Source organism: Ruegeria sp. YTSC106 (assembly GCF_059609765.1).
Map to the genome: position 1 here is coordinate 165,637 of NZ_JBXWMI010000009.1, position 21,635 is coordinate 187,271.

Annotated in this window: 21 protein-coding genes and 1 pseudogene; 7 read left to right on the plus strand and 15 right to left on the minus strand. The window is 57.3% G+C overall.

The window, feature by feature from the left end; genetic code table 11:
• Nucleotides 1-2: 2 nt before the first annotated feature.
• Nucleotides 3-1,310: an ATP-dependent protease ATPase subunit HslU gene (gene hslU, locus AC2FEB_RS14155; RefSeq protein ID WP_496673682.1), complete on the minus strand. Its 1,308-nt coding sequence runs from the start codon at nt 1,308-1,310 to the stop codon at nt 3-5.
• A gap of 191 nt (nt 1,311-1,501) precedes the next feature.
• On the opposite strand from hslU, the gene AC2FEB_RS14160 reads away from it, so the two are divergent.
• Entirely contained in the window at nt 1,502-2,743 is a 1,242-nt protein-coding gene (locus AC2FEB_RS14160) for an MFS transporter (RefSeq protein ID WP_496673685.1), read from the plus strand.
• Here AC2FEB_RS14160 and hslV read toward each other — a convergent pair.
• Nucleotides 2,735-3,292: an ATP-dependent protease subunit HslV gene (gene hslV, locus AC2FEB_RS14165; protein ID WP_117871236.1), complete on the minus strand. Its 558-nt coding sequence runs from the start codon at nt 3,290-3,292 to the stop codon at nt 2,735-2,737. The two genes, AC2FEB_RS14160 and hslV, sit on opposite strands and share 9 nt — an antisense overlap.
• Nucleotides 3,293-3,489: 197 nt before the next feature.
• Here hslV and AC2FEB_RS14170 point away from each other — a divergent pair, with 197 nt between their 5' ends.
• Nucleotides 3,490-3,684 carry a DUF1127 domain-containing protein gene (locus tag AC2FEB_RS14170; RefSeq protein WP_496673688.1) on the plus strand — a complete coding sequence of 65 codons (195 nt, stop codon included), beginning with the start codon at nt 3,490-3,492 and terminating at the stop codon, nt 3,682-3,684.
• Nucleotides 3,685-3,746: 62 nt separating this feature from the next.
• Here AC2FEB_RS14170 and AC2FEB_RS14175 read toward each other — a convergent pair whose 3' ends face one another.
• The 10 genes and pseudogenes from AC2FEB_RS14175 to regB all read right to left on the minus strand — a co-directional run bounded on the left by AC2FEB_RS14175 (nt 3,747) and on the right by regB (nt 16,353).
• Nucleotides 3,747-4,109, minus strand: coding sequence for a Lin0512 family protein (locus tag AC2FEB_RS14175; RefSeq protein WP_496718971.1), 363 nt, complete (start codon nt 4,107-4,109; stop codon nt 3,747-3,749).
• A complete protein-coding gene (locus AC2FEB_RS14180) occupies nt 4,106-4,456 on the minus strand; it encodes a Lin0512 family protein (protein ID WP_496884138.1) in 351 nt (116 codons plus the stop codon). The genes AC2FEB_RS14175 and AC2FEB_RS14180 overlap by 4 nt, the downstream gene beginning before the upstream one ends.
• Before the next feature lie 74 nt (nt 4,457-4,530).
• Nucleotides 4,531-4,860 (minus strand): annotated as a pseudogene (gene trxA, locus AC2FEB_RS14185) (thioredoxin); the annotation flags it as partial.
• A 51-nt stretch (nt 4,861-4,911) separates the two neighbouring features.
• Nucleotides 4,912-8,268, minus strand: coding sequence for a double-strand break repair helicase AddA (gene addA / locus AC2FEB_RS14190; protein WP_496884139.1), 3,357 nt, complete (start codon nt 8,266-8,268; stop codon nt 4,912-4,914).
• Nucleotides 8,265-11,189, minus strand: a complete 2,925-nt coding sequence (addB, locus tag AC2FEB_RS14195) for a double-strand break repair protein AddB (RefSeq protein WP_496673694.1) — start codon at nt 11,187-11,189, stop codon at nt 8,265-8,267. The genes addA and addB overlap by 4 nt, the downstream gene beginning before the upstream one ends.
• A complete protein-coding gene (locus tag AC2FEB_RS14200; protein WP_496673697.1) occupies nt 11,182-11,868 on the minus strand; it encodes a nucleotidyltransferase family protein in 687 nt (228 codons plus the stop codon). Before AC2FEB_RS14200 ends, addB begins: the two co-directional genes overlap by 8 nt.
• Nucleotides 11,865-12,869: an aminoglycoside phosphotransferase family protein gene (locus AC2FEB_RS14205; RefSeq protein WP_496673700.1), complete on the minus strand. Its 1,005-nt coding sequence runs from the start codon at nt 12,867-12,869 to the stop codon at nt 11,865-11,867. Before AC2FEB_RS14205 ends, AC2FEB_RS14200 begins: the two co-directional genes overlap by 4 nt.
• Complete coding sequence (tsaE, locus tag AC2FEB_RS14210) at nt 12,866-13,339, minus strand: tRNA (adenosine(37)-N6)-threonylcarbamoyltransferase complex ATPase subunit type 1 TsaE (RefSeq protein WP_117871220.1); 474 nt, start codon at nt 13,337-13,339, stop codon at nt 12,866-12,868. The genes AC2FEB_RS14205 and tsaE overlap by 4 nt, the downstream gene beginning before the upstream one ends.
• Before the next feature lie 41 nt (nt 13,340-13,380).
• Nucleotides 13,381-14,889: a PAS-domain containing protein gene (locus tag AC2FEB_RS14215; RefSeq protein ID WP_496884140.1), complete on the minus strand. Its 1,509-nt coding sequence runs from the start codon at nt 14,887-14,889 to the stop codon at nt 13,381-13,383.
• 66 nt (nt 14,890-14,955) lie between these two features.
• Nucleotides 14,956-16,353 carry a sensor histidine kinase RegB gene (gene regB, locus AC2FEB_RS14220; protein WP_117871216.1) on the minus strand — a complete coding sequence of 466 codons (1,398 nt, stop codon included), beginning with the start codon at nt 16,351-16,353 and terminating at the stop codon, nt 14,956-14,958.
• 90 nt (nt 16,354-16,443) lie between these two features.
• On the opposite strand from regB, the gene AC2FEB_RS14225 reads away from it, so the two are divergent.
• From AC2FEB_RS14225 to AC2FEB_RS14235, 3 genes are all read left to right on the plus strand, one after another.
• Nucleotides 16,444-17,073 (plus strand): SCO family protein, encoded by a 630-nt coding sequence (locus AC2FEB_RS14225; protein ID WP_117871214.1) that lies wholly within the window; start codon nt 16,444-16,446, stop codon nt 17,071-17,073.
• 80 nt (nt 17,074-17,153) lie between these two features.
• Nucleotides 17,154-17,708, plus strand: coding sequence for an ActR/PrrA/RegA family redox response regulator transcription factor (locus tag AC2FEB_RS14230; protein WP_117871212.1), 555 nt, complete (start codon nt 17,154-17,156; stop codon nt 17,706-17,708).
• A gap of 101 nt (nt 17,709-17,809) precedes the next feature.
• Nucleotides 17,810-18,181 carry a VOC family protein gene (locus AC2FEB_RS14235; protein WP_299899767.1) on the plus strand — a complete coding sequence of 124 codons (372 nt, stop codon included), beginning with the start codon at nt 17,810-17,812 and terminating at the stop codon, nt 18,179-18,181.
• 76 nt (nt 18,182-18,257) lie between these two features.
• On the opposite strand, the gene AC2FEB_RS14240 is transcribed toward AC2FEB_RS14235, so the two are convergent.
• From AC2FEB_RS14240 to AC2FEB_RS14250, 3 genes are all read right to left on the minus strand, one after another.
• Nucleotides 18,258-18,632, minus strand: a complete 375-nt coding sequence (locus tag AC2FEB_RS14240) for a GDSL-type esterase/lipase family protein (RefSeq protein ID WP_496673757.1) — start codon at nt 18,630-18,632, stop codon at nt 18,258-18,260.
• Nucleotides 18,633-18,944 (minus strand): hypothetical protein, encoded by a 312-nt coding sequence (locus AC2FEB_RS14245; RefSeq protein ID WP_496673713.1) that lies wholly within the window; start codon nt 18,942-18,944, stop codon nt 18,633-18,635.
• A 76-nt stretch (nt 18,945-19,020) separates the two neighbouring features.
• Complete coding sequence (locus tag AC2FEB_RS14250; protein ID WP_496673716.1) at nt 19,021-19,614, minus strand: HD domain-containing protein; 594 nt, start codon at nt 19,612-19,614, stop codon at nt 19,021-19,023.
• Nucleotides 19,615-19,820: 206 nt separating this feature from the next.
• Here AC2FEB_RS14250 and AC2FEB_RS14255 point away from each other — a divergent pair, with 206 nt between their 5' ends.
• Nucleotides 19,821-20,135, plus strand: coding sequence for a hypothetical protein (locus AC2FEB_RS14255; RefSeq protein WP_117871202.1), 315 nt, complete (start codon nt 19,821-19,823; stop codon nt 20,133-20,135).
• A gap of 103 nt (nt 20,136-20,238) precedes the next feature.
• Nucleotides 20,239-21,627, plus strand: a complete 1,389-nt coding sequence (ahcY, locus tag AC2FEB_RS14260; RefSeq protein WP_299899763.1) for an adenosylhomocysteinase — start codon at nt 20,239-20,241, stop codon at nt 21,625-21,627.
• Nucleotides 21,628-21,635 lie beyond the last annotated feature (8 nt).

The following is a 21,635-nucleotide window of genomic DNA, read 5'->3' on the forward strand; positions in this document are numbered from 1 at the left end:
TGTTACAGAACGTAACGGCTCAGATCAGAGGACTTGGTCAATTCTCCAAGATTGTCACTGACGAATTGCGCGTTAACAGTGATTTCCGTACCGGCTTGGTCTGGCGCCGCGAAGGACAGTTCTTCAAAAACCCGCTCCATGACAGTGTAGAGCCGCCGGGCGCCGATGTTTTCGATGCTCTGGTTCACGTCAGCTGCAATCTTCGCCAGTGCCGCGATGCCGCCCTCGGTAAAGCTGACAGTTACCTCCTCGGTGGCCATCAAAGCAGTATACTGCAGGGTCAGCGCGTTATCGGTTTCGGTCAGGATGCGCACGAAGTCTTCTTCGGTCAGAGCGCGCAATTCGACGCGAATCGGCAGACGCCCCTGTAATTCCGGCAACAGATCCGAAGGTTTGGCGATGTGAAACGCACCTGAGGCAATGAACAGGATATGGTCCGTTTTGACCGGACCATGCTTGGTCGATACGGTTGTCCCTTCGATCAACGGCAGAAGGTCGCGCTGCACCCCTTCCCGGCTGACATCGCCGCCGCGTGCGTCGGAACGGGCGCAGACCTTGTCGATCTCATCCAGAAACACAATGCCGTTCTGTTCGACTGATTCCAGCGCGGTGCGGGTTACGGTTTCGTCATCCAGCAGCTTGTCGGCCTCTTCCCCGATCAGCAAATCATAGCTTTCTGCGACGGTCAGGCGTTTCTTGACGGTGCGTCCGCCAAAGGCCTTGCCGAAAATGTCGCCCAGATTCATCATGCCCATCTGACCGCCCGGCTGCCCCGGAATGTCAAACATCGGCATCGGGCTTGAGGTGTCGGACAGTTCCAGTTCGATCACCGTGTTGTCCAGCTCGCCCGATTTCAGCTTCTTGCGGAACATCTCGCGCGTGCCTTCGCGCGCATCCGCGCCTGCAATTGCTTCGATCACGCGGTCTTCGGCAGCCTGATGCGCTTTGGCCTTGACGTCTTCACGCATGAACTCGCGGGTTTGCAGGATGGCTGCGTCTGCCAGATCGCGCACAATCTGCTCCACATCGCGACCGACATATCCAACCTCGGTGAACTTGGTAGCCTCGACCTTGATAAACGGCGCGCGGGCCAGTTTCGCCAGACGGCGGCTGATTTCGGTCTTGCCGACGCCGGTGGGGCCGATCATCAGGATGTTCTTGGGATAGACCTCTTCCCGGATGTCGTCCGGCAATTGCTTGCGGCGCCAGCGGTTGCGCAGGGCGACGGCCACGGCACGCTTGGCATCCTTCTGCCCGATGATGAAGCGATCCAGTTCCGAGACGATCTCGCGCGGGGTCAGGTCGGTCAAAGGGCAGTCCTTTCGGTCGGCATTTGAGTCATGCGGCTTAGGTAATCACGGTACGGGCGAAAACAACCAAGCCAGTATTCATGGCCGCGTTGGTTAGCAATGCAGGCTCAGGTTTGCAAATGCTTTGCTTGGGGAATGTGGGATCCGTCTGCTACGGTATATCGAGGGTTTGAAGGCCAGGAGCGTGAGACATGACAAATATCGCCAAGATTACCCTTTTGTTTGTGGTATTTGTGGATCTGATCGGACAGGGGCTGGTCTTTCCCATCATCAACTCGCTGATCATGGAAACGAAATCAGGGTTTCTGCCCGAAAACACACCCGAGGGGCGCAGGCATTTTTACTATGGCCTCGTGATCGGATGCTTTTTCCTGTCATGGTTTCTGGGCGTTGTCTATGTCTCGAAAGTATCGGACTCGATCGGGCGCAAGAACGCTTTGCTTGTGTGCCTCGGTGGCGCGCTGGCCGGATATGCCCTGACCATTGCCGCGCTTTACCTCAACAGCCTTCTTCTGCTGATCGTCGGGCGTTCGATCACCGGGTTTACTGCGGGCAACCAACCCATTGCGCAAGCGGCGATGATCGACGGAAGCACCGACGCGACAGACCGGGATCGGAACATGGGCTATATCGTGACGGGCGTCAGCTTTGGCCTCGTGGGTGGGCCGATCATCGGCGCGATCTTGTCAGACGCCGCCCTGCTGGGTGGCTTCGCCACGCTGAGAACGCCATTTTATGGCGCTTTTGTCCTTGTGATGATAGCAATCTTTCTGGTCCTGTTTTTCTTCCAGGATACCCGAGCGGATCGTGCACCCTTTGTATTCCGTCCCCGTGACATAACTGACAGCCTGATAGCAGTGCGCGGTCACCCGATGGTATTGAAGATCCTGCCTGTCTATTCGTTCTTCATGATCGCCAACGTCACCTTCTACGTGTTTGTCGACAATTTCCTGACAAGTGCCTTCGGATACGGAGTCATCGGTGGCAGTATGGCGATGGTCGTCATCGGCGTCGCGCTGGCCTTTTCCAGCACGTTCCTGGTGAGACCCGCCCAGGAGAAGTTCAGCAAGTATGCGATTATCTACACGTCACTCGTCGTCATGGTGATTTGCGGATTCGCTTTCGCCTTCAGCCCAAGTGGCATGTTCAGTTATGTGCCGGTCTTTTTCTTCTATTTCCTGTTCGGAATCGCTTACCCTACCGTGCTTGGGCTTTTCTCTTCCAGCGTCAGCGAAGCGGATCAGGGCTGGGTCATGGGCGTGACCACCGCGGTGTTCTGCCTTGCGGGCGGGATCATGTCGTTGATAGGGGGCGGATTGATGAGCATCGATATCCGCGTGCCCTATTACATCGTGATCGTCGCAGCGATTATTGGCCTGATCGGCATGCATCGCCGCTGGAAAGGCAAGGAAATCTCGGCGCTGCTAGCCTGAGATTGTCTCAACCGTCAGTTTGCCGTTGGTATAGACGCAGATGTCGGCCGCGATGGCCATTGCCTGACGCGCGACCTCTTCCGCCGACTTGTCACTATCCATCAGCGCGCGCGCAGCGGCCAGAGCAAAATTTCCCCCGGACCCGATGGCGGCCACGTTGTGTTCAGGTTCCAGCACGTCACCGGCGCCGGTGATCACGAAAAGATCTTTACCGTCCGTGACGATCAGCATTGCTTCAAGCTTTTGCAGGTACTTGTCAGTGCGCCAGTCCTTCGCCAATTCCACCGAAGCGCGGGCAAGCTGGCCTGGTGTTGCCTCAAGCTTGGCCTCCAGCCGCTCCAGCAACGTGAAGGCATCGGCCGTCGAACCGGCAAAGCCAGCGACAACTTCGGACCCTCCGGGGGACAGGCGGCGCACTTTGCGCGCCGTGCCCTTGATTACGGTCTGACCCAGGCTGACCTGCCCATCACCGGCTATGACGATCTGACCGCCCTTCTTGACGCCAATGATCGTCGTGCCGTGCCAACCGGGAAAGTCGTTGTCTGCCATGATCGTCTCCGTTTTCGCTGGCGGTATATATGGGCCGGGCCAGAGGTTGGCGCAACCCGTTCTTCAATTGCCCAAAAGATATGCAAAAAACGCAATCCGGGGTTACCGGACCAGCAATTGTGAGTCCGGGCGCGCGGGACTACATGAGGCTCACAACCGACAACGGGTCGGCTGTTTCATCACAAAGGACTGCGCACATGGCAACCACAGCTAACATTCATGCGCCGCTCGGAGCAGCTACCATCCTGCACGTAGTGGACACGTTCACCAATGTCTTCAACACCGTTGTTGAATGGAAAGATTCCCGCAAAACCCGCAAACTCCTGTCGGAACTCAGCGACGCTCAGTTGGACGATATCGGTCTGAGCCGCGCAGATATCGCCGATATCTGATCGTTCCAACAGACCGCCCATTCGAGACAGCCGCCCGGTTTTCCGAGCGGCTTTTTCTTTGTTCAGCTTCGAACGTATTTTCCGGAAAGATCAGGCAGAAAAGCCTCGATCGCCGCGGTAGCAACCACGTGCCGCGTACCTGCTTCTTCATCGACAACGTCAAGCCCACCTTTGACTGCGCGAACCTCGGCCCTGCCCCGCGGCAGGTCAGAAGCTACCAGGCCGCAATCCACCTGTTCAGGATCCTGCACGCCGATCGTGACGCTGACACGCATTTCGGAATGATCAATCCCCAGTTTCGAAAACAACGTGATGGATGAATGGTGCAAGGCATCCTGCACCGCGCGGCGGGCTGCCTTGGTATAATCCTGGCCGTACAGGTCGTTTCCCGTTCCCATCTCCAGAATGATGCGTTTTTCACTCATTGTGCGGGCTCCATGTCGAAGGAAACGATCAGGGCGGCGTTGGCAATGATCGTGTGCCCGTCACTGTGGGGCTTTGCGATGTCCAATCCCCCTTTTGTGATTGATATGTTCGGCTGACCGTAGGGGAAAACAGCCTTTAGCGCGTCGATGTCCACCTGATCCGGTTGCTGAACCCCAATTTCGGCATCAATGATCATCGTCTCTTTCGGGAACCCGAACAGTTCCGCCATGTTGACCGAGTTGTGCCAAAGCCCATCCTTGATCGCCCGCAGTGACGCCTGAGTATAGTCCATCCGGCGCAGGGATGTGCCCATCCCGAATTCTACAAGGACCCGCGTTTTAGCCATTGGTGTCTCCGATGTCTTCAATAAAAAAGGCGCCCCGATCTGAGGTGCCTTCGAGAAAATCTGTTAGGACCAGATCAGATGGATTCGTCGATCCAGCTTTGCAGGGCGGCTTTGGGGGCCGCGCCCGCGCGGTTCGAAACAACCTGACCGTCCTTGAAGATGAACAGTGCCGGAATGCCGCGCACGCCCATAGCGGCCGCCGCGTTTGGGTTGCTGTCCACATCGACCTTGGCGATCTTTACCTTGTCGCCATACTCGGCTGCCAGTTCTTCCAGCGCGGGGCCAATTTGCTTGCAGGGGCCACACCATTCGGCCCAGAAATCCACGACCACGGGAACGGTCGAATTCTTGACTTCGGCGTCAAAGGTGTCGTCGGTAACGGCTACGGTCGACATATTCTGTCTCCTGAATGGGGTAAACTTGGGAACAGAACGTAGGTGCCGCTTCGGGTAAGGTCAAGATATCTGGGTGCGGGCCAGTGCATCTGTCACAAGATCGTGTGGCAACCACATCAGGCTTGCCGTGCGTGTCCACAAAATGGCGGTTCGAATGCTGCGGTCCGGATAGATCTGAGCCAGCGCATAAGCATATGCCCCCATCTGTCGCAACAGCCCGTCGGGGCATTCTTCCGCGAGGTTCGGAACGATGGTATTTGATTTGAAATCAATCACATGCACTTCGGTATCCGATACGATCAGACGATCGACAACCCCATGCATCCGCTGCCCGTTCAGATCGGAAGTTATGGGCACTTCGGCGAGCGTGTCAGGTGCGAATACGGGCTGTAGGATTTCCGCTGTCAGTACACATGCAGCTTCGTTCAAAATCTCTTGCCGGTCCGTTTCCTGCATATCGGGTAGCAACCGGGCGCAAAGCTTTGGCCAAACGTCTTTCTCTGCCACGGGAAGGTGTTCCAGCAGAAGGTGGAGGTAGGTTCCACGCAGTTTGGCCGCCTCTTCATCCAGGCCGGCATCACCGGGTAATGCCTTTGGGCCGCCCAAGTCCGAGGGGCTGAGCGCGCTTGCAGGCGCAACCGGGTCCGGAGCCGGATGGTGAAACATGTCCGGCAAACCGACTGGCCCAACGTCAGCGTTCGGCTGATCGATCAAGGGCGCCGCCTCCCAATCTCCGTGGGACAGGCGGCGGATATCGGTACCCGGTACCTGCGCGGCCCCGGCCTGATCCATGGCCGCATCGACCATCTGATACCAGCTGTTGCCGTCTTTCCCCAACTCGCCAGCAGCCGCCACAATCAGCCATTTTTCGGCTCGTGTTAGAGCCACATATAGAAGCCGTAGCCGTTCATTTTCCTCGCGGTTGCGCGCCTCGCCCCGGGCCTGATTGATCAGGCTTGGCGAAACATCTGCCGAAACTTTCCATAGCGGAGTTCCTCCGGCCACCATGATCTCGGAATCACGTGGCGGCTGGCGCCTGCCCGTATCGGGCAAGATGACAATCGGAGCTTCCAGCCCTTTGGATCCGTGCACAGTCATCACGCGGATCATGTTGCCGACACCGCTCATCTGTCTTTTGATTTCCAGATCGTCGGTCTGCATCCAGACCAGAAACCCCGTCAGGCTGGGGATATCCGTTCGCTCATAGGCCAGTGCCTGGGACAACAGCGCATTGATGCCGTCTTCGGCTTCTGCCCCCAAGCGGCCCAGTAATTTGCGCCGTCCGTCGTGGCGGGTCAAAATACGTTCGATCAGATCATAGGGGCGCAGAAAGTCGATCTGGCTGCGCAGATCATTCAGCACGGACAGTGTTTCGGGGAACTCCTCCGCTCGGTTACGCAGTGCGGCCCATAGGAACTGCTCTTTTCGTCGGTGCGCCAGGTCGAAAAGCCGCTGCTCGGACCATCCGAACAAGGGGGACTTGAGAACCGTTGCCAGGGACAGGCTGTCTTCGGGCGTGGCCAGAAAGCTGAGTAATGCCGCAAGATCCTTGACCGCCAATTCAGCGCCCACTTTCAGCCGATCTGCTCCGGCGATGGGCAGGTGCAGCGCCTTGCAGGCACGGATGATCTCGGCAAACAGGTCCGAGCGGCGTTGCACAAGGATCAAAAAATCCCCTGGCCGCACTTTTCGACGAACGAATTGGCCGGGTTTGCCATCTTCCGGGATCGTCTCGCCCCGTTCGATCATGTCTTTGATCGACTGTGCAACCTTCTCGGCCAGAATGACGGTGTGATGCCGTGCGCCAGGACGATCAACCGGATCGGTCCAATCCCCGTCTTCGGCATCTGCAACTTTTTCGACAACGGGCCAAAGATCAACACGACCTGGCAGATCGGCCTTGAAAGCACGGTGTTGACTGTCCTTGCGAAACCCCGCATCAGAGCGGTTTTCAAACAGGATATCGACCAGAGTCAGGATTGCGCTGGAGGATCGGAACGAGTATTCCAACGTCGAATCCCATAGTTTAGAGCCTGATTCAGCGAGTTTCCGGCCAAACTCTTCCTGCATTCTGTCAAAGGCCTGTGGATCGGCGCCCTGAAAGGAATAAATCGATTGTTTCTTGTCGCCGACGACGAAGATCGTGCGCTCAACCCCGGATCGGGCCCCTTCCCCGCTGGTGAATTCCTGTGCCAGTTTCTCTATCACGTCCCATTGATCGGGGCTGGTGTCTTGCGCTTCGTCCACAAGAATATGATCGATGCCCCCGTCCAGTCGGTACAGCACCCATTCGGCCACCGCCGGATCGTTCAACACCTGCCGCGCGCGCAGGATCAAGTCGTCGAAATCCAGCCAGCCGCGCAGTTGCTTGCGCCGTTCGTATTCCGGAAGGAATGCAGCAGCAAAGCGGTGCAATACAGCAGTTTTCTGGGACGCGACCAGCGCCAGACGTTGTTCTCGTGCGGTTTCGATCCGCAGCATGAAGGCCTCGAGCTGCGGCATCCGGTCGGCCAGCACACCTTCGCGCAGGGGTTTGGTCGGAAAAGCGTTGAGTTTGGCCGTGAAGGGTTCCTTTGCGCCCTTCCCCGTCAGAAACACGCTTTCCAACATGGGTAGATGTGCCAACCGCACTTCGTTGAACCCAGCCAGTTTCACGGCGGCCTTGGCGTTGTTGCCGCCGCTTTCGGTCAAAGCGGGCAGCATGGATCGGATCAGCTCGACTTCGCCACCAAGAAAAACCCGCTCAAGCAGACTTGTTTCATCAAACTCGGCGGGCAAACCGAAGCGGTGCAGCAGGTCGGACCACTCCAGTCGCTGTGCAAACAAATTGCGCTTTTGCGTGATTGCAGCAGTCAGTTTGTCAAATCCCGTATCCGTGACAAACCGGGCCACATCTTCAATCAACCCGGCCTGAGGGCCTTCGGCGAAATCCTCGACAATCTCCTCTCGCAACAAGGTTGCTGCGCGGTCTTCCATCTCGGAAAATTGCGGACTGACACCAGCCTCGAGCGGGAATCTTCGCAGCAACGAGGCGCAGAACGAGTGGATGGTCTGGATTTTCAGACCACCTGGCGTCTCGATGGCGCGGGCAAACAGGGTGCGTGCTTGCGCCAGCTTGTCCGAGCTGATTTCACCGGGTACACCGAGGTCGGTCAGCTGTTCCAGCAGAGAGCTGTTATCCAGCATTGCCCACTCACCAAGGCGCTTGAACAACCTGTTCTGCATCTCGCTGGCGGCGGCTTTGGTGTAAGTCAGGCACAGGATGTGCTGAGGCTGGACTCCGTCCAGCAGCAAACGCGCTACCCGGTCCGTCAAAACCCGTGTCTTGCCCGATCCGGCATTGGCCGCCAGCCAGGTCGAGGCATCGGGGCGCGCGGCCTGCACTTGCCGTTCAGTTGCATCGTTGCGCGGGCTCATGTCAGGTCCTCAGGGCATGTTTCGGCTGTACGGTCCCATTCGCCGAACCGAGCGAGGTGATCATAATCGCCGATATCTGAATCCTTGTGCAGCATACGACGGGACGAGAACCCCTGATCAGGCTCTAAATAAGCGGATATTAACTCTTTCAGCTCGGCAAGAACCTTGTCGGTCGGTTCTTTTTCCAAGGGCGCGGTAACCTCCTTGTAACTACCACCCATACCGATGAAGATGGCTTCGGCCACGCCTGTCGGGTCAAGGCCCTCAATCCCGCCCTGCTCGGCCACCGCCGCCTCGATCAGCAACTGCTTGTCAAATTTGGATTGCTGGCTTTCCGTCGGTGGTGCGCCGGTTTTATAGTCGATGATCCGCAACGCGCCCCGGCGGTTGAAATCGATCCTGTCCGCGCGCCCGACAATGGTGAAATCCAGAGGGTTCAGCACCTGCTTCATCGCCGCCTCAAACGCCACCGGCCCACCATCAGTCCGGCGCGCGAGCTCCGCACCGAGGAAGTCCTCCGCGATCCGTTCCAACCGGGCCAGCCACAGTTTTCTGGCGGTCGGCCAGGCGACATGCTGATCCAACAGGGTGTGCGCCCGTTTCAGGAAGTTTTCCCGCGTCAGCAAAGCGCTGTCGAGGACACTGTCCTTGATGAAGTGCTCAAGGATTTCGTGAATTACAATCCCTCTCAGCAAGGCATCGGGGGCCTGCACAAGTGGATCAAGCGGTTTCAGACGAAGCACATGTTTGGCGTATATCGCGTATGGGTCACGGATCAGCCTTTTTATCTCTGTCACAGACAGACGGCGCGGACGTGCGGCGACCGGTGGACGCGGAGATGGGCGCGGTGCGGGGTCGACAGGCGGCGCATCTTCCAGAGCCTCGGACCAGTTCAGCCATTTTTCGCCCTGAGCGCGCATTTTGGCCAGAGCTTCGGGGCCACCCTGACCCGGCAAACCCTGCAACAGGTTGGTCAGCCGGTTCAGCCAACGTGACGGAACCGTCTCGGCATCATCCGAGCGGGTCGCGCGGGTCAACCACACTTCGGGTGCACCGATGGCCTGCTGGAAGTCATGCGCAGACAGGCCGATCCGGCGCTCGGGCAGCAACAAACCCGCGTTGTCACGCATCTGCCGGTTCAGCCAGGGATCAGGTGTTGGCGCCTCTGGCCAGCTTCCTTCATTCAACCCACCAAGGATCAGCAGGTCGGCACCCTGCACCCGCGCCTCGAGCGTGCCCCAGATCATGATGTGCGGGTGCGGCGCATCCCGGTCACGAACCTCTTCACCCGCAAGCAAAGCGCCCAGCAGATCGGCAAAATCATGGGCCGTCATCAGGCCACCATGCTTCGCCTCTGCCCTGAGTGAATTCAGTACCTCCAGCGCCTTTTGGCCTGCGTTTTTGTCCCACAGAGTACCTGTTTCACCCGTGCTGCCAGCCGAGATCGCCTCGGCCAGTTCCATCAAACGCTCCACCCAGTCTGCGAGGTGCAGTTCATTGGTGATCTGCTGGTCGCAGAAGTGATACACGACCCATTTGACCCAGCTTTCCGGGGCTTCTTTACGCACTGCAAAAGCAGTGAGGCTTGCGCTGTCAGGAAAGGGCGGGCCGTGGCGGCGCAGGTCAAGCTCCAGATCACGCGTAAGCAGCAAATGGTTTCCGCGTTCACCGCCGTCATGACAAAGCGGGTGCTTCAAAAGGGTCAGCAGCGTCTCACCCTCCAGACGGCGCGTGAACAGGTTGGCCACATGACGAAGAAAACGGCCCGGCGGGGAAAGTTGCAGCGGAAGGCCCGCACTGTCGTCCGGCACTATGTTCCACCGATCCAGCGCGGCGCTGACCTGGCGGGTCAACATGCGATCCGGCGTGATCAGAGCAGCGGTCTGTCCTTTTTCCGCAGCTAGCCGCAGTCGCAGGGCGATGGCCAATGCCTCGGCGCGGGGTGATTGCGCCTCGACCAGCGTCAGGTCTTTGGACGCGCCTTCCAAATCGGCCAGTTTGGGGCCTTCGATCATCCAGGCGTCGGTGATGGGTGCCGGACGTAAAGCCAGGGATACCAGTCGGTTACGAGCGGGTGAGGGGGCCGAAAAATCCGTCCATGGGGTGATCTGACCCGGTGCAAGTTCCAGCGCGCGCATCAACTTGCGGAAACGGTATTGTGGGTGATCTTCAGACGTCAACGCATCATCCAAACCCTGCCAAACGTGATCCGGTTGATCGAAATCAAACCCAGGCAGTACCAGTGCCCCTTGTGGCAGGCGCGCGATGGCTTCCATCAACGTCAGGGTGGTGCCACGGGACCCGGTAGAGCCCGCCAGAATGACTGGGTGTTGCGGGGGGGCAATCTGCCATCGTGCGATCAGGCTTTCGACCACGCGGCGTTGGCGGGCCTGTGCATCCATCGTCTGCTCCTCGGTGTCGATGAAATGATCCGCGATGCCGATAAAAGCCTGTGCCCGCGCCCAGTGTCCGGACATGTCGCTAACATCCAGCTGCCGGATCGCCTCGGGCGACACGCCCTCGCCCTGCATTTCGTCAATCAGTGTGGCCAGACTGTCGGACAGGTCGAAGACCGAGGATCGGGCGGCCAGATCCGGCTGTTGTTCCAGCAGCTTCAATACCAGCTGAGTCAATTCAAGACGCCGCCGCAGGGGTGGGATGGCTGGTGGAATTTGCGCCAGATCAACGCTTTCGCCCAGGTCCGTCACCAACGAGAGACGGGGCAGAAGGCACGGCGGCCCCTGATTGAACAGTTCGCGGACGCGCCGCTCCATGCGTCTTGTGTTCAGAACCAACTCTACCCGCGCCAAAGCTTCGGGCGGGCCAGAACAGCGTTGCCGCAGGCCATCGACCAATGCCTTTGGGAAATCCGTACCGGGGGGCACGGCAAAAACTCGGGGCAGGGTACCAGACTCAAACATCAGCCAGCAAACCCTCGGCTAGAGCGATGCCTTCGGGGCGGCCTACATCACACCAGCGTCCGGGGTATTCGACCGCAAAAAGTCGACCCCGATCATGCATCTGGTTCCAAAGCAGGTTGAGCGAAAATGTAGTTTGCGAGAACGAATGCAATCCATCGGTCTTGAGGATCTGTGTCCCACCATAAACCAAACCGGGACCACGCGTGATCCGTCCGCCTTTTTCGGCCGTGAAATCACCTGATCCAATATGACCAACAGTTCGCCCAACAGGAACGCACATCAGTAGCGCGTCCATACGGCTCGGGTCCCAAGCTTTCTGCAAAAGGGTCAAAGGGTTTGGCCCGGACCAGATCGCGTCGGTGTTCAACGTGAATACGGGGTCGGTGCCCAACATTGGCAAAGCTGCCCGCAATCCGCCGCCTGTTTCCAAGATTTCAGAGTCTTCCCGAGACAGCAGAACACCCTTGGGACGGAGATGCGCTGCGAGCTGATCAGCGTGATAATGCAGGTTGGCGACAGTACGGACAGGGTCAAGATCTTCGACAAGGCCAAGCGCATGATCAATCAGTGGTCGGCCCGACACTTCGATCAATGGCTTGGGTCGGTCTTTGGTCAACGCGCCCATGCGGGTGCCGAACCCGGCTGCGAACAGCATTACGGCAAATGGCGATCCGGTCATTGCGTTCTCAACCTGGCCAGGTTTTCCGGAGTGGGTCTGGGCAAAGCTTCGTGCAGCAGGGGCGCCACCGAAACAAGGGCAGGGTGATCCAGATCGCGCATCAGATGTGCCCAGACGGCCGGGATCATGTCCACGTAGTGAGGCTTGCCATATTCCGTCGCCAGACGTGCGAAGACGCCAAGGATACGCAGGTTTCTCTGGGCCCCCAATACACTGTAGGCCGTGCGGAAATCATGGTCGTCTATACCTGACACAGAGATGTAGTGGTTGATCATCTGAATTTCGATCCCGGCCGAGACATCTCGGCGTACATCCTGTAGCAGAGACACCAGATCGTAGGCCGGGTGCCCCAGCATGGCCAACTGGAAGTCCAGCAGCCCGACGCGTTTCACGCCTTCGCGCTGCGGCAGCCACAACAGGTTTTCCGCGTGATAATCCCTGAGAATGACCACCTTCGCACCGGATGTTTCACGATGCAGGATGTCCGCGAACCTGTGCTCGAACCGGTCCAGGGCGTCTTCGTCAATTGTTCCCAGGATACCGGCCGCATATTTTGTGAAGGCCAATGAAGCCAGTTCCGTCATGAGGGACGGATCATAAGACGGCAAGGAAAGAGAAGGCGCCTGATGCAGGTGGAGCAACACGTCGGTGGCGGCCCGGTACAATTTCCGCTCCTTGCCCGGGTCTTTTTTCACGACACGCGCAAAAAGATCATCACCCAGATCTTCCAGCAACAGAAAACCGTACCGGGTATCTTCTGCGTATACTTCCGGCGCGCTCAAACCAACCGATCGGAGGTATTCGGCAACCCGCACGAAGGGTTCAACATCGTCACTTTTTTCGGGTGGCGCGTCCATCAAAACCGCAGTGCGCCCGCCGGGCGGATCGATCAGCCGTTCGTATCTCCGGTTCGAGGCATCGCCTGCCAGTGGCGTACGTTTTGCCCCGGCCCAGGGGGTTTGTGCAATCAGGGCTTCGGCCAGGACCGTCCTGTTCGTCATGCAGTTCTCTCCAGTTTTTCCGCCCATTTCGGAGCAGTCCAAGACAGGGTCACACGGCGGAATTCGGTATTGTTAGGGTCTGTTTCAAACGTCAGCTTCAACGCAGTCTCGGGTGCCAAAGCTCCCAGCTTGTCCGGCCATTCCACAAGGCAAATTGCTGTATCAAAAGCTTCCGTCAGGCCCAGTTCGTCAACTTCTTCCGCCGCGCTCAGACGATACAGGTCGCAATGCCATATTTCACCTGATGGCGTGTCGTAAGCCTGGACCAAAGTGAAAGTTGGCGAGGGCACATCTTCGGGCTCGGCCATCAATGACTGAATGAGGTTGCGCGCGAAATGTGTTTTGCCGCTGCCGATCGAGCCTTCCAGCAGAACGACATCGCCCGGGCACAGTGACATTCCCATTCGCGCTGCGAAAACGGCGGTTTCTTCGGGCGATTTGAAAGTCAGAGATCGGGCGGTCTGTGTCATGCCGCCACAATGGCCTTGCGCCTGACCGGCTGCAACCCGGTTCAGGCGCTGGTCTGTTCCATCGCGGTGGATTTCGAGGCAAACTCGGATTGGGTAAACCGGACGATTGTCGCGCCGTTATAAACCGGTGTGACGGTACAATCCACGGTTATGCCGGACCTCATCTGGATTTCGGCTGTCCATTCGGCGCGGTTTTCCCGCATTTCGACAAAATCCCGGACCTCACCCAGAACCGGCGTCGCGACACAGAGGTCTTGCCAGCGTCGCGTGACATCGGTGACCGTTTCGCTTTGGAAGCCGATCTCTTGCGCGTCTCCCCACAGCTTCTGATACGCATAGTTGGTAAAGGCCAGCGTGCCGTCATCTGCAAAGACAGCAATTGCGTCCGCCAGTTTGTCCAGAATGGACTGCATTAGATCCATTTCCGATCGAAAGCGCCGCGTCAGTGTGATTTCCGCGGTGATGTCCTCGAACAGAAAGGCCACTGCACCATCCGGGTGAGGGCGCCCGCTGACGGAATAGACTGACCCGGATGGCAGCGACCACGTCTCGTGATAGTTTCCATCTTCTGCTGCTTCGAGAAGGTCGTTCATCTGACGGCGCATGCTGCGGTAGTTTTTGGGTTCCGGCATCATGTGTTGATCGCGCAAACGGTCGAAAAAACTGCTTAGGCTGGGGCGGCAACTGAGGAAATCAGGTGGCAACGTGGTCAGGTCGATCAGGGCCGGGTTGAACAGGGCCAGTTGCCGATTGCGGTCAAAAATGGCGAGACCAATGGACAATTGGGCAAAGGTCTTGGTCATGGTCTGCACGAATTTGCGCTGGGCGGTTTCCGCCTCGACAATCGCGTTGACGTCAACAGCGTAACACAGATGACCGTTCTCGTGTTCGATCCGAGTCAAATCGAACCAAAGCTTGCGATCAGAGTCCGCCACATCCACCGACACGCGCGTTTTTCCGGTAGGTCTTGCCGCATCCTCCGGGCTTGCAAAAAGCGGCGCAGTCAGATCGGCGTCCTGATCACGTGCCTTTTGAACAAGTGTGACATAGGCGGCATTGCACCACTGCACCCGATTGTCGTTGCCGACCAACCATACCGGATAAGGGGCCAGATCCATTGCCAGACGGGTCGGTTCACTTGGGGTGGCCGATCCTGCTGAGGAGGCCTTTGCGCTTTCGCAAAGTCGAACGCGGACGACACCGTCAATCCACTCACACACGACTTCTCGTTCGATCGTGCAGTCAATGGCAGATACCACAAGATTGCCCCGATCGCGCACTTTGTCAGGAGTTTCGGGGAAAGTGGGGAAATCCCTTTGCAACAGGCGCCGCAAGTCCTGCCAGTTTCCAACATGTTCTAACCCGGCCAGCGCGAAATCAGAATGGCTGATCAGTTGGTCACCATCAAAAAGAAATACGGCGTCAAACAGAGAAGTATTTGAAAATAAACCAAAAGATTTGTCGCGCTGTGCCCGGCGCGGCAGCAGCCACAGAACGGCGAAACAGCACGAAACAAGACTGATTGTGGCCAGAATGATCCAATCGGCCATCAAATCCCCCAAGCCTGAACAAAACCCGGGCTGATTATGCGCGCTATTGGTTAACGGTCTCTTAATTCACACCTGAAAGCGCGTGTTGGAACCGGAAGGGACGGGCGTGTCGCCTTTTTGGGCGTCAATCAATTTGCGAGGCCAAGTCACCTTGACGATGGCCCCACGCCGATCCGGGTTGTCAGTCAGATGCTGGTAAGGGTCAGAACCATTTGCGAATTCCAGCTCGGCGCCGCTGCGTTCCAGCAGGGTTTTGGCGATGAACAATCCCAGGCCCATGCCTTCGTATTCCGGGCGTGTTCTCTGATCGGATTCCACCCGTCGGCGGCGCATAAAGGGATCGCCAATGCGTCCGATCATGTGGGGCGGGTATCCCCGCCCGTCATCCATGATGCTGACGGTGATCCGGCCGTCGGTCCATTCGGCCTCGACCCAGACATTTGCGCGGGCAAAATCCACGGCATTCTGAATCAGGTTGCGCAATCCGTGAATGATCTCGGGTTTTCGCAGGATCGAGGGCTGCTGCACATCCCCGTCCTGCGCCGGGCCTTCGGAAAAATGAACCGCCTTGCCTCGGCCGACATGTGGTTCGGCCGCTTCGTTCACCACTGTCGAAAGCGGTGCCTGCCGCAGATGCAGATCATCTTTGCCCGCCCGCCCCATGTCGCGCAGAATGTCACGGCAACGGTCTGCCTGCTCGCGGATCAAAGCGGCATCTTCTTTCAGGTCCGGGCGATCGTCCAGTTCTTCGATCAATTCTGCGCTGGTCAGTTTTATCGTCGCCAAAGGTGTGCCCAGCTCATGCGCGGCAGCGGCAACGACGCCCCCCAGATCGGTCAGTTTTTGTTCGCGTGCCAGCGCCATATGCGTGGCGGCCAGTGCTTCTGACATGGATTGGACTTCGGAACTGACCCGGTGGGAATAGGCGCCGATGAAGACAATGGCGATGATGATTGCGGCCCAGTTTCCAAACAGAAGGATATCCGGGATATCCAGAACAAGCCCGAGGCTTGTCCGTAACGGAAGGTGAAATTCTGCCAGTACAGTAGTCAGAACGATTGCCACGGCACCGACGATTAGGGTCGATCGCGTGCTCATGACATTGGCTGAAATCGTGACCGGACCCAGCAGAAGCAATGCAAACGGATTGTTCAGCCCGCCTGTCAAATACAGCAGGATTGACAGTTGCAGCAGGTCGAACAGAACCATCAGGAAGTTTTCAAACTCGGTCAGGCGCTTGTTTTGCGGAAACAGCAAAATGGCAGTCAGGTTGCCCATGACCGAAATTCCGATGGCCAGGTAGCACAGGCCCAGTTCCAGCTGCACGTCATAGTATCGCTGCGCCACCGTGATTGCAGTGAGCTGACCGATGATGGCCACCCATCGCAAAAGGATCAGGGTCCGAAGCCGAATCCAGCTGCTGCGTCCCTGGCCGCGCCAAAAAGTCTGATTGGATTCTGCCATCGGTCGCTTATGTCCTGTTGCATCGGCTGGTCATCTTGATAGGTGTCCCGGCCGGAACGATCAACAACCCCTTGCGACCGGATAATCGAAATGACCCGCCTACTGTACGCAATTCTCGCAACCCTTGCTCTGGCTAGCGGACTTGGGGCCATGTGGCTTCTGACGTCGGGCGGCGGGTCCGATGACAAGTTCGCACAATGCCGGTCCAGCCAGATCGCCGGGGGTTCCGCCGCAATTGGCGGGCCATTTGAACTGGTGAATGGCAAGGGCGAGACGGTCACGGACAAAGATGTGATTACCGAACCGACACTGGTCTATTTCGGATATACTTTCTGCCCGGACGTTTGCCCGTTTGATATGTCCCGCAACGCCGAGGCCGTCGATATTCTTGCCGAGCGCGGACTGTCGGTGACACCGTTGTTCATCTCAATTGACCCGGATCGCGATACGCCCGAAGTGATGGCCGACTATGCCTTCAACCTCGGTGGAAAGACGATCGCGCTGACCGGCTCGCCCGAACAGGTCAAGGCAGCCAGCAAGGCCTACAAGACCTATTACAAGGCGCATGACAAAGGCGACGAATTCTATCTGGTTGACCATTCCACCTTTACCTATCTGGTTACACCCGAAGACGGATTTCTGGAGTTTTTCAAGCGCGAAGACACGGCCGAACAGATGGCGGACAGGGTTGAATGCTTTCTGGATCAGGGCGCGTCGTAACAAGGTTGTTTGACCTTTGTTCCCGCGCTGCTATTACTCATGTCCGAGCCAAAAGCATGAAATAGCGAAAGACCCAACATATGGCAGATACTTCTCAGCTTGACATCGGCCCTGATAAATCCCTGCTTTTGGTTGATGATGACGAGCCGTTTCTGAGACGTTTGGCCAAGGCCATGGAAAAGCGCGGCTTCGAAGTTGAAACCGCGGGATCCGTCGCCGCTGGCCGCGCAATTTCCACCGCCCGTCCTCCGGCTTATGCTGTTGTTGATTTGAGACTTGAGGATGGCAACGGTTTGGACGTAGTCGAAGTACTGCGGGAAAAACGTCCCGACAGCCGTGTTGTAGTTCTGACCGGATATGGCGCCATCGCCACTGCCGTGGCGGCGGTCAAGATCGGCGCGACCGACTATCTGTCAAAGCCTGCGGACGCGACCGATATCACGAACGCGCTGCTTGCGAAGGGCGACGAACTGCCCCCGCCGCCTGAAAACCCCATGAGCGCGGACCGTGTGCGCTGGGAACATATCCAGCGCGTTTATGAGCTGTGTGACCGGAATGTCTCCGAAACCGCGCGGCGGTTGAATATGCATCGGCGGACGTTGCAGCGGATACTGGCGAAACGCAGCCCTCGTTAAGTCGGCGGGGTGCTCGATGACGGTTTAGTGACTTGTAACCTTGGGTCCCGTCGGGGATTGTTCGGCATATCTGGAATATTTTGTCAGAACAGGACCACTCGATGATCGGATATGTAACCGTTGGCGTTTCGGACATGGAGCGCGCTAAGGACTTCTATACCAGCCTATTCGCAGACAAGGGTGCGAAAGTGGTTATAGACGCAGGCCGGATCGCGTTCATTGGCAACAAACCCGACGCGCCGATGCTTGCGGTGTGCGAGCCCTACGACGGTGATGACTGCGCCGTTGGAAATGGCAACATGGTCGCCTTTGCAGCCGATTCCAAGGATGAGGCCAAGGAACTTTACAACAAGGCAATCAGTCTGGGTGCGGTGGACGAAGGCGAACCGGGTCAACGTGTCCCCGACAGATTCTATGGCGCATATGTGCGCGACCCGGACGGCAATAAGCTTTGCTTTTACGTCTTTGGCTGAAACAGGGAGATCACAAACCCTATCCAAGCTTCAGACAGTTCGCCGGGTAGTGCAACAGTGTCTCCATGCAGGAGTATTAAGGTGAGCAAAAGACTTCTTTGCAGAGCTGCTGCGCCAGTTGACGATATCCGATTGAGTTAGGATGCAGCCCGTCTGACGCCCAGTTGACAATGTTCTCGTCGTACCCGTCCGGCGGGGTCAGAAATGTGCAGTTCGCCATTTCCTGACAGGCTTGTAGTGCAGCCGTGTTGAAGGCAGTTCGAAATGCCTCCATTTCCGCGGTCCAGCTTGCACCAGTGACAGGCAACACAGCACGCCAGATCAACCTTTCGGCGGGCATGTACACGGTCTTCAACTGTGCGACATACCCTGCAATCTCCGCCGGAGGTGTGACCGCCAGAGCGTCATTGACCCCGATTCCCAGATACCATGTCGGAACATGAGCGATCAGTTACGGTTTTGCCCGTGCGATCAGGCTCGCGGTGGTGTCGCGGCTGATCCCAAGGTTCAGCGAGTTGGGTAGGACGTTACTGGTCAACCATCCCTCGATGATGGAATCACCGATGAAAGCGATTTGAATATCCGGTGAGGCCAATGCCTGAGATATCGGCCGCTCGTGCAGCCAGACCATGAGTTTGTAGTGATCGGTTTCCGTGACCGGGACATGCGCGCCGGTGAATTTGCGGACTGTCTTCGAAAGATACCCGGTTTTGACCAACACCGCCGCAAGTACAAGAGCCAGAACGAGGTTGGCGACAAGCAAAATTCGGTTTCCGGTTCTTTTTTCATCCCTGAATCACCATCTCCTTTAACCACTCAACTCATGCTGAAACTGCCCTTTAGACCTGTGCGATCAGCTCTGCGTGTCGTGTTGTATAGGCGTGCCGCACCTCGACCGGGGGGCGCAACCTGATCTGTAGACCTGCCATGACCTCCCTGTCAGGGCGGCCAAAGAACTTCGTGGCTTCGGCCTCGGAAAACCCAGCGATTTGTGTGGCCTCCATCCAGGCACTGATCTTGTCGGCCTTCTTGATCTGGCGCTTCACCGTTTTCGGCACCTGCGCAGGAAGGCCGAACCGGATGTGGATCGCCGCCGCCAGGCGGTCATCCAGCGCGCCGTAGTCCGGACCAACGGCGGACTTCACAGGGGAAATCATATCGCCGATCACATATTCGGGCGCGTCATGTAACAAGGCGGCCAATCGCCACTTCACCGAGGTCTTGGGGGCAACGCGACCAAAAATCTCTTCAACCAATAGGGAGTGTTCAGCCACGGAATAGGCGAAATCGCCGTTTGTCTGACCGTTCCAGCGAGCGACAAAGGCAAGACCATGCGCGATATCCTCAATCTCGATATCCACCGGTGTCGGGTCCAGCAGGTCCAGTCTGCGACCCGACAGCATCCTTTGCCACGCTCTGGGTTGTGTTGCCATTCTGCCATGCCTTGTGAAGTGGGTCACGTTCAATTCGCGTTTTTATGGTATGATGTACCTGTCTGGATCACATGCTGCCAACATTTTCTTGAGCGTTCGTGCTTTGAAACGGCGCGGTAGGATCCCGACATTAAGGACTGAGGGGGGTGCATTCTCCTCCCAGTGTGCCCCTCTCGAACTGAAACACGTATCGAAAGGAGCATCCTATGTTCAAACGACTATTCGCAATCGCACTGACCTTCGGAATGGCCGCCACCGCGCCGCCTGCCTTTGCCCAGAATTGTGCGGCACGGAATGACATCATATCCAAATTGCAGGAGAACTATGCCGAGGAATTAGCCTTTGGCGGTCTGCAAAAAACACGTGGCGCACAATCGGTGATGGAGGTTTGGACCTCGAAGGAAACGGGAAGCTATACCGTTTTGGTAACCAATGCGAACGGTATCAGTTGTATTGTTGCCGTTGGCACAGATTTTTTTGAAGCGATACCGAAGATCGAAATTGAAGGCACACCAAGCTAATATTAGCCATAACGTTTCCGATCACAGTCTTCAAAGTTGCCACCTGCCCCAAGGAATGCTAGGGGCAGCCAGAACTGTGAATTACCGGAAAATGGAGCACCTGATGGCCGGGGACTATATCGTTAAAGACATTTCATTGGCTGGCTTTGGCCGCAAAGAGCTGGATATTGCCGAAACCGAGATGCCGGGCCTGATGTCCCTGCGCACGGAATACGGCGAAAGCAAACCTCTGGCGGGTGCCCGCATCGTAGGTTCGCTGCACATGACTATCCAGACGGGCGTTCTAATCGAAACACTGGTGGCGCTGGGCGCGGATGTGCGCTGGGCGTCGTGCAACATCTTCTCGACCCAAGACCACGCGGCGGCCGCGATTGCCGAAGCTGGTATTCCCGTTTTTGCGATCAAGGGCCAGACACTGGAAGAGCATTGGGATTATCTGGACAAGTCCTTCCTGTTCGAAGACGGCCCGAACATGATCCTGGACGATGGCGGTGACGCAACGCTTTACATCCTGCTCGGCGCTCGTGCCGAAGCGGGTGAAGACATCATCCCTGTTCCGGGTTCGGAAGAGGAAGAGGTGATCAAAAAGCAGATCGCCAAGCGTATGGCGGCAAGCCCCGGCTGGTTCACAAAGATGCGTGACCAGATCCAGGGTGTGTCCGAGGAAACCACCACCGGTGTGAACCGCCTGTATCAGCTGGTTAAGGAAGGTCAACTGCCGTTCCCGGCGATCAACGTGAATGACAGCGTCACCAAGTCGAAATTCGACAACAAATACGGCTGCAAGGAATCGCTGGTCGACGGTATCCGTCGCGCTACCGACACGATGATGGCTGGCAAGGTTGCCGTGGTCTGCGGTTACGGTGACGTGGGCAAAGGCTCGGCGGCGTCGTTGTGCGGCGCGGGAGCCCGTGTGAAAGTCACCGAAGTTGACCCGATCTGTGCTCTGCAGGCTGCGATGGACGGGTTTGAAGTGACCTTGCTGGAAGACGAAGTCGCCAGCGCGGACATCTTCATCACAACCACCGGCAACAAGGACGTGATCCGCATCGAGCATATGCGCGCGATGAAGGACATGGCGATTGTTGGCAACATCGGCCATTTCGACAACGAAATTCAGGTGGCCAGCCTGAAAAACCACAAATGGACCAACATCAAGGAGCAGGTGGACATGATCGAGATGCCCTCGGGCAACCGCATCATTCTGCTGTCCGAAGGCCGTCTGCTGAACCTTGGCAACGCCACTGGGCACCCATCCTTTGTGATGTCGGCCTCGTTCACCAACCAGGTTCTGGCCCAGATCGAACTGTTCACCAAGGGTGACCAGTACGAGAACAAGGTCTACATCCTGCCCAAACATCTGGATGAGAAAGTGGCCCGCCTGCATCTGGATCGAATCGGCGTGAAGCTGACCCAGATGGACGCGGATCAGGCTGCTTATATCGGTGTCAAACCGGAAGGTCCGTACAAACCGGAGCATTACCGCTACTGATCGCTGTC

Bases quoted from the DNA above. Each gene is read 5' to 3' on its own strand.
- AC2FEB_RS14175 (WP_496718971.1), bottom strand. From the start codon at position 4,109: ATGAGTGAAAAACGCATCATTCTGGAGATGGGAACGGGAAACGACCTG.
- AC2FEB_RS14200 (WP_496673697.1), bottom strand. From the start codon at position 11,868: ATGACCGGATCGCCATTTGCCGTAATGCTGTTCGCAGCCGGGTTCGGC.
- AC2FEB_RS14250 (WP_496673716.1), bottom strand. From the start codon at position 19,614: ATGGCAACACAACCCAGAGCGTGGCAAAGGATGCTGTCGGGTCGCAGA.
- ahcY (WP_299899763.1), top strand. From the start codon at position 20,239: ATGGCCGGGGACTATATCGTTAAAGACATTTCATTGGCTGGCTTTGGC.
- hslV (WP_117871236.1), bottom strand. From the start codon at position 3,292: ATGGCAGACAACGACTTTCCCGGTTGGCACGGCACGACGATCATTGGC.
- addB (WP_496673694.1), bottom strand. From the start codon at position 11,189: ATGTTTGAGTCTGGTACCCTGCCCCGAGTTTTTGCCGTGCCCCCCGGT.
- AC2FEB_RS14170 (WP_496673688.1), top strand. From the start codon at position 3,490: ATGGCAACCACAGCTAACATTCATGCGCCGCTCGGAGCAGCTACCATC.
- AC2FEB_RS14180 (WP_496884138.1), bottom strand. From the start codon at position 4,456: ATGGCTAAAACGCGGGTCCTTGTAGAATTCGGGATGGGCACATCCCTG.
- tsaE (WP_117871220.1), bottom strand. From the start codon at position 13,339: ATGACACAGACCGCCCGATCTCTGACTTTCAAATCGCCCGAAGAAACC.
- regB (WP_117871216.1), bottom strand. From the start codon at position 16,353: ATGGCAGAATCCAATCAGACTTTTTGGCGCGGCCAGGGACGCAGCAGC.
- AC2FEB_RS14255 (WP_117871202.1), top strand. From the start codon at position 19,821: ATGTTCAAACGACTATTCGCAATCGCACTGACCTTCGGAATGGCCGCC.
- AC2FEB_RS14235 (WP_299899767.1), top strand. From the start codon at position 17,810: ATGATCGGATATGTAACCGTTGGCGTTTCGGACATGGAGCGCGCTAAG.
- addA (WP_496884139.1), bottom strand. From the start codon at position 8,268: ATGAGCCCGCGCAACGATGCAACTGAACGGCAAGTGCAGGCCGCGCGC.
- AC2FEB_RS14230 (WP_117871212.1), top strand. From the start codon at position 17,154: ATGGCAGATACTTCTCAGCTTGACATCGGCCCTGATAAATCCCTGCTT.
- AC2FEB_RS14160 (WP_496673685.1), top strand. From the start codon at position 1,502: ATGACAAATATCGCCAAGATTACCCTTTTGTTTGTGGTATTTGTGGAT.
- AC2FEB_RS14205 (WP_496673700.1), bottom strand. From the start codon at position 12,869: ATGACGAACAGGACGGTCCTGGCCGAAGCCCTGATTGCACAAACCCCC.
- AC2FEB_RS14225 (WP_117871214.1), top strand. From the start codon at position 16,444: ATGACCCGCCTACTGTACGCAATTCTCGCAACCCTTGCTCTGGCTAGC.
- AC2FEB_RS14215 (WP_496884140.1), bottom strand. From the start codon at position 14,889: ATGGCCGATTGGATCATTCTGGCCACAATCAGTCTTGTTTCGTGCTGT.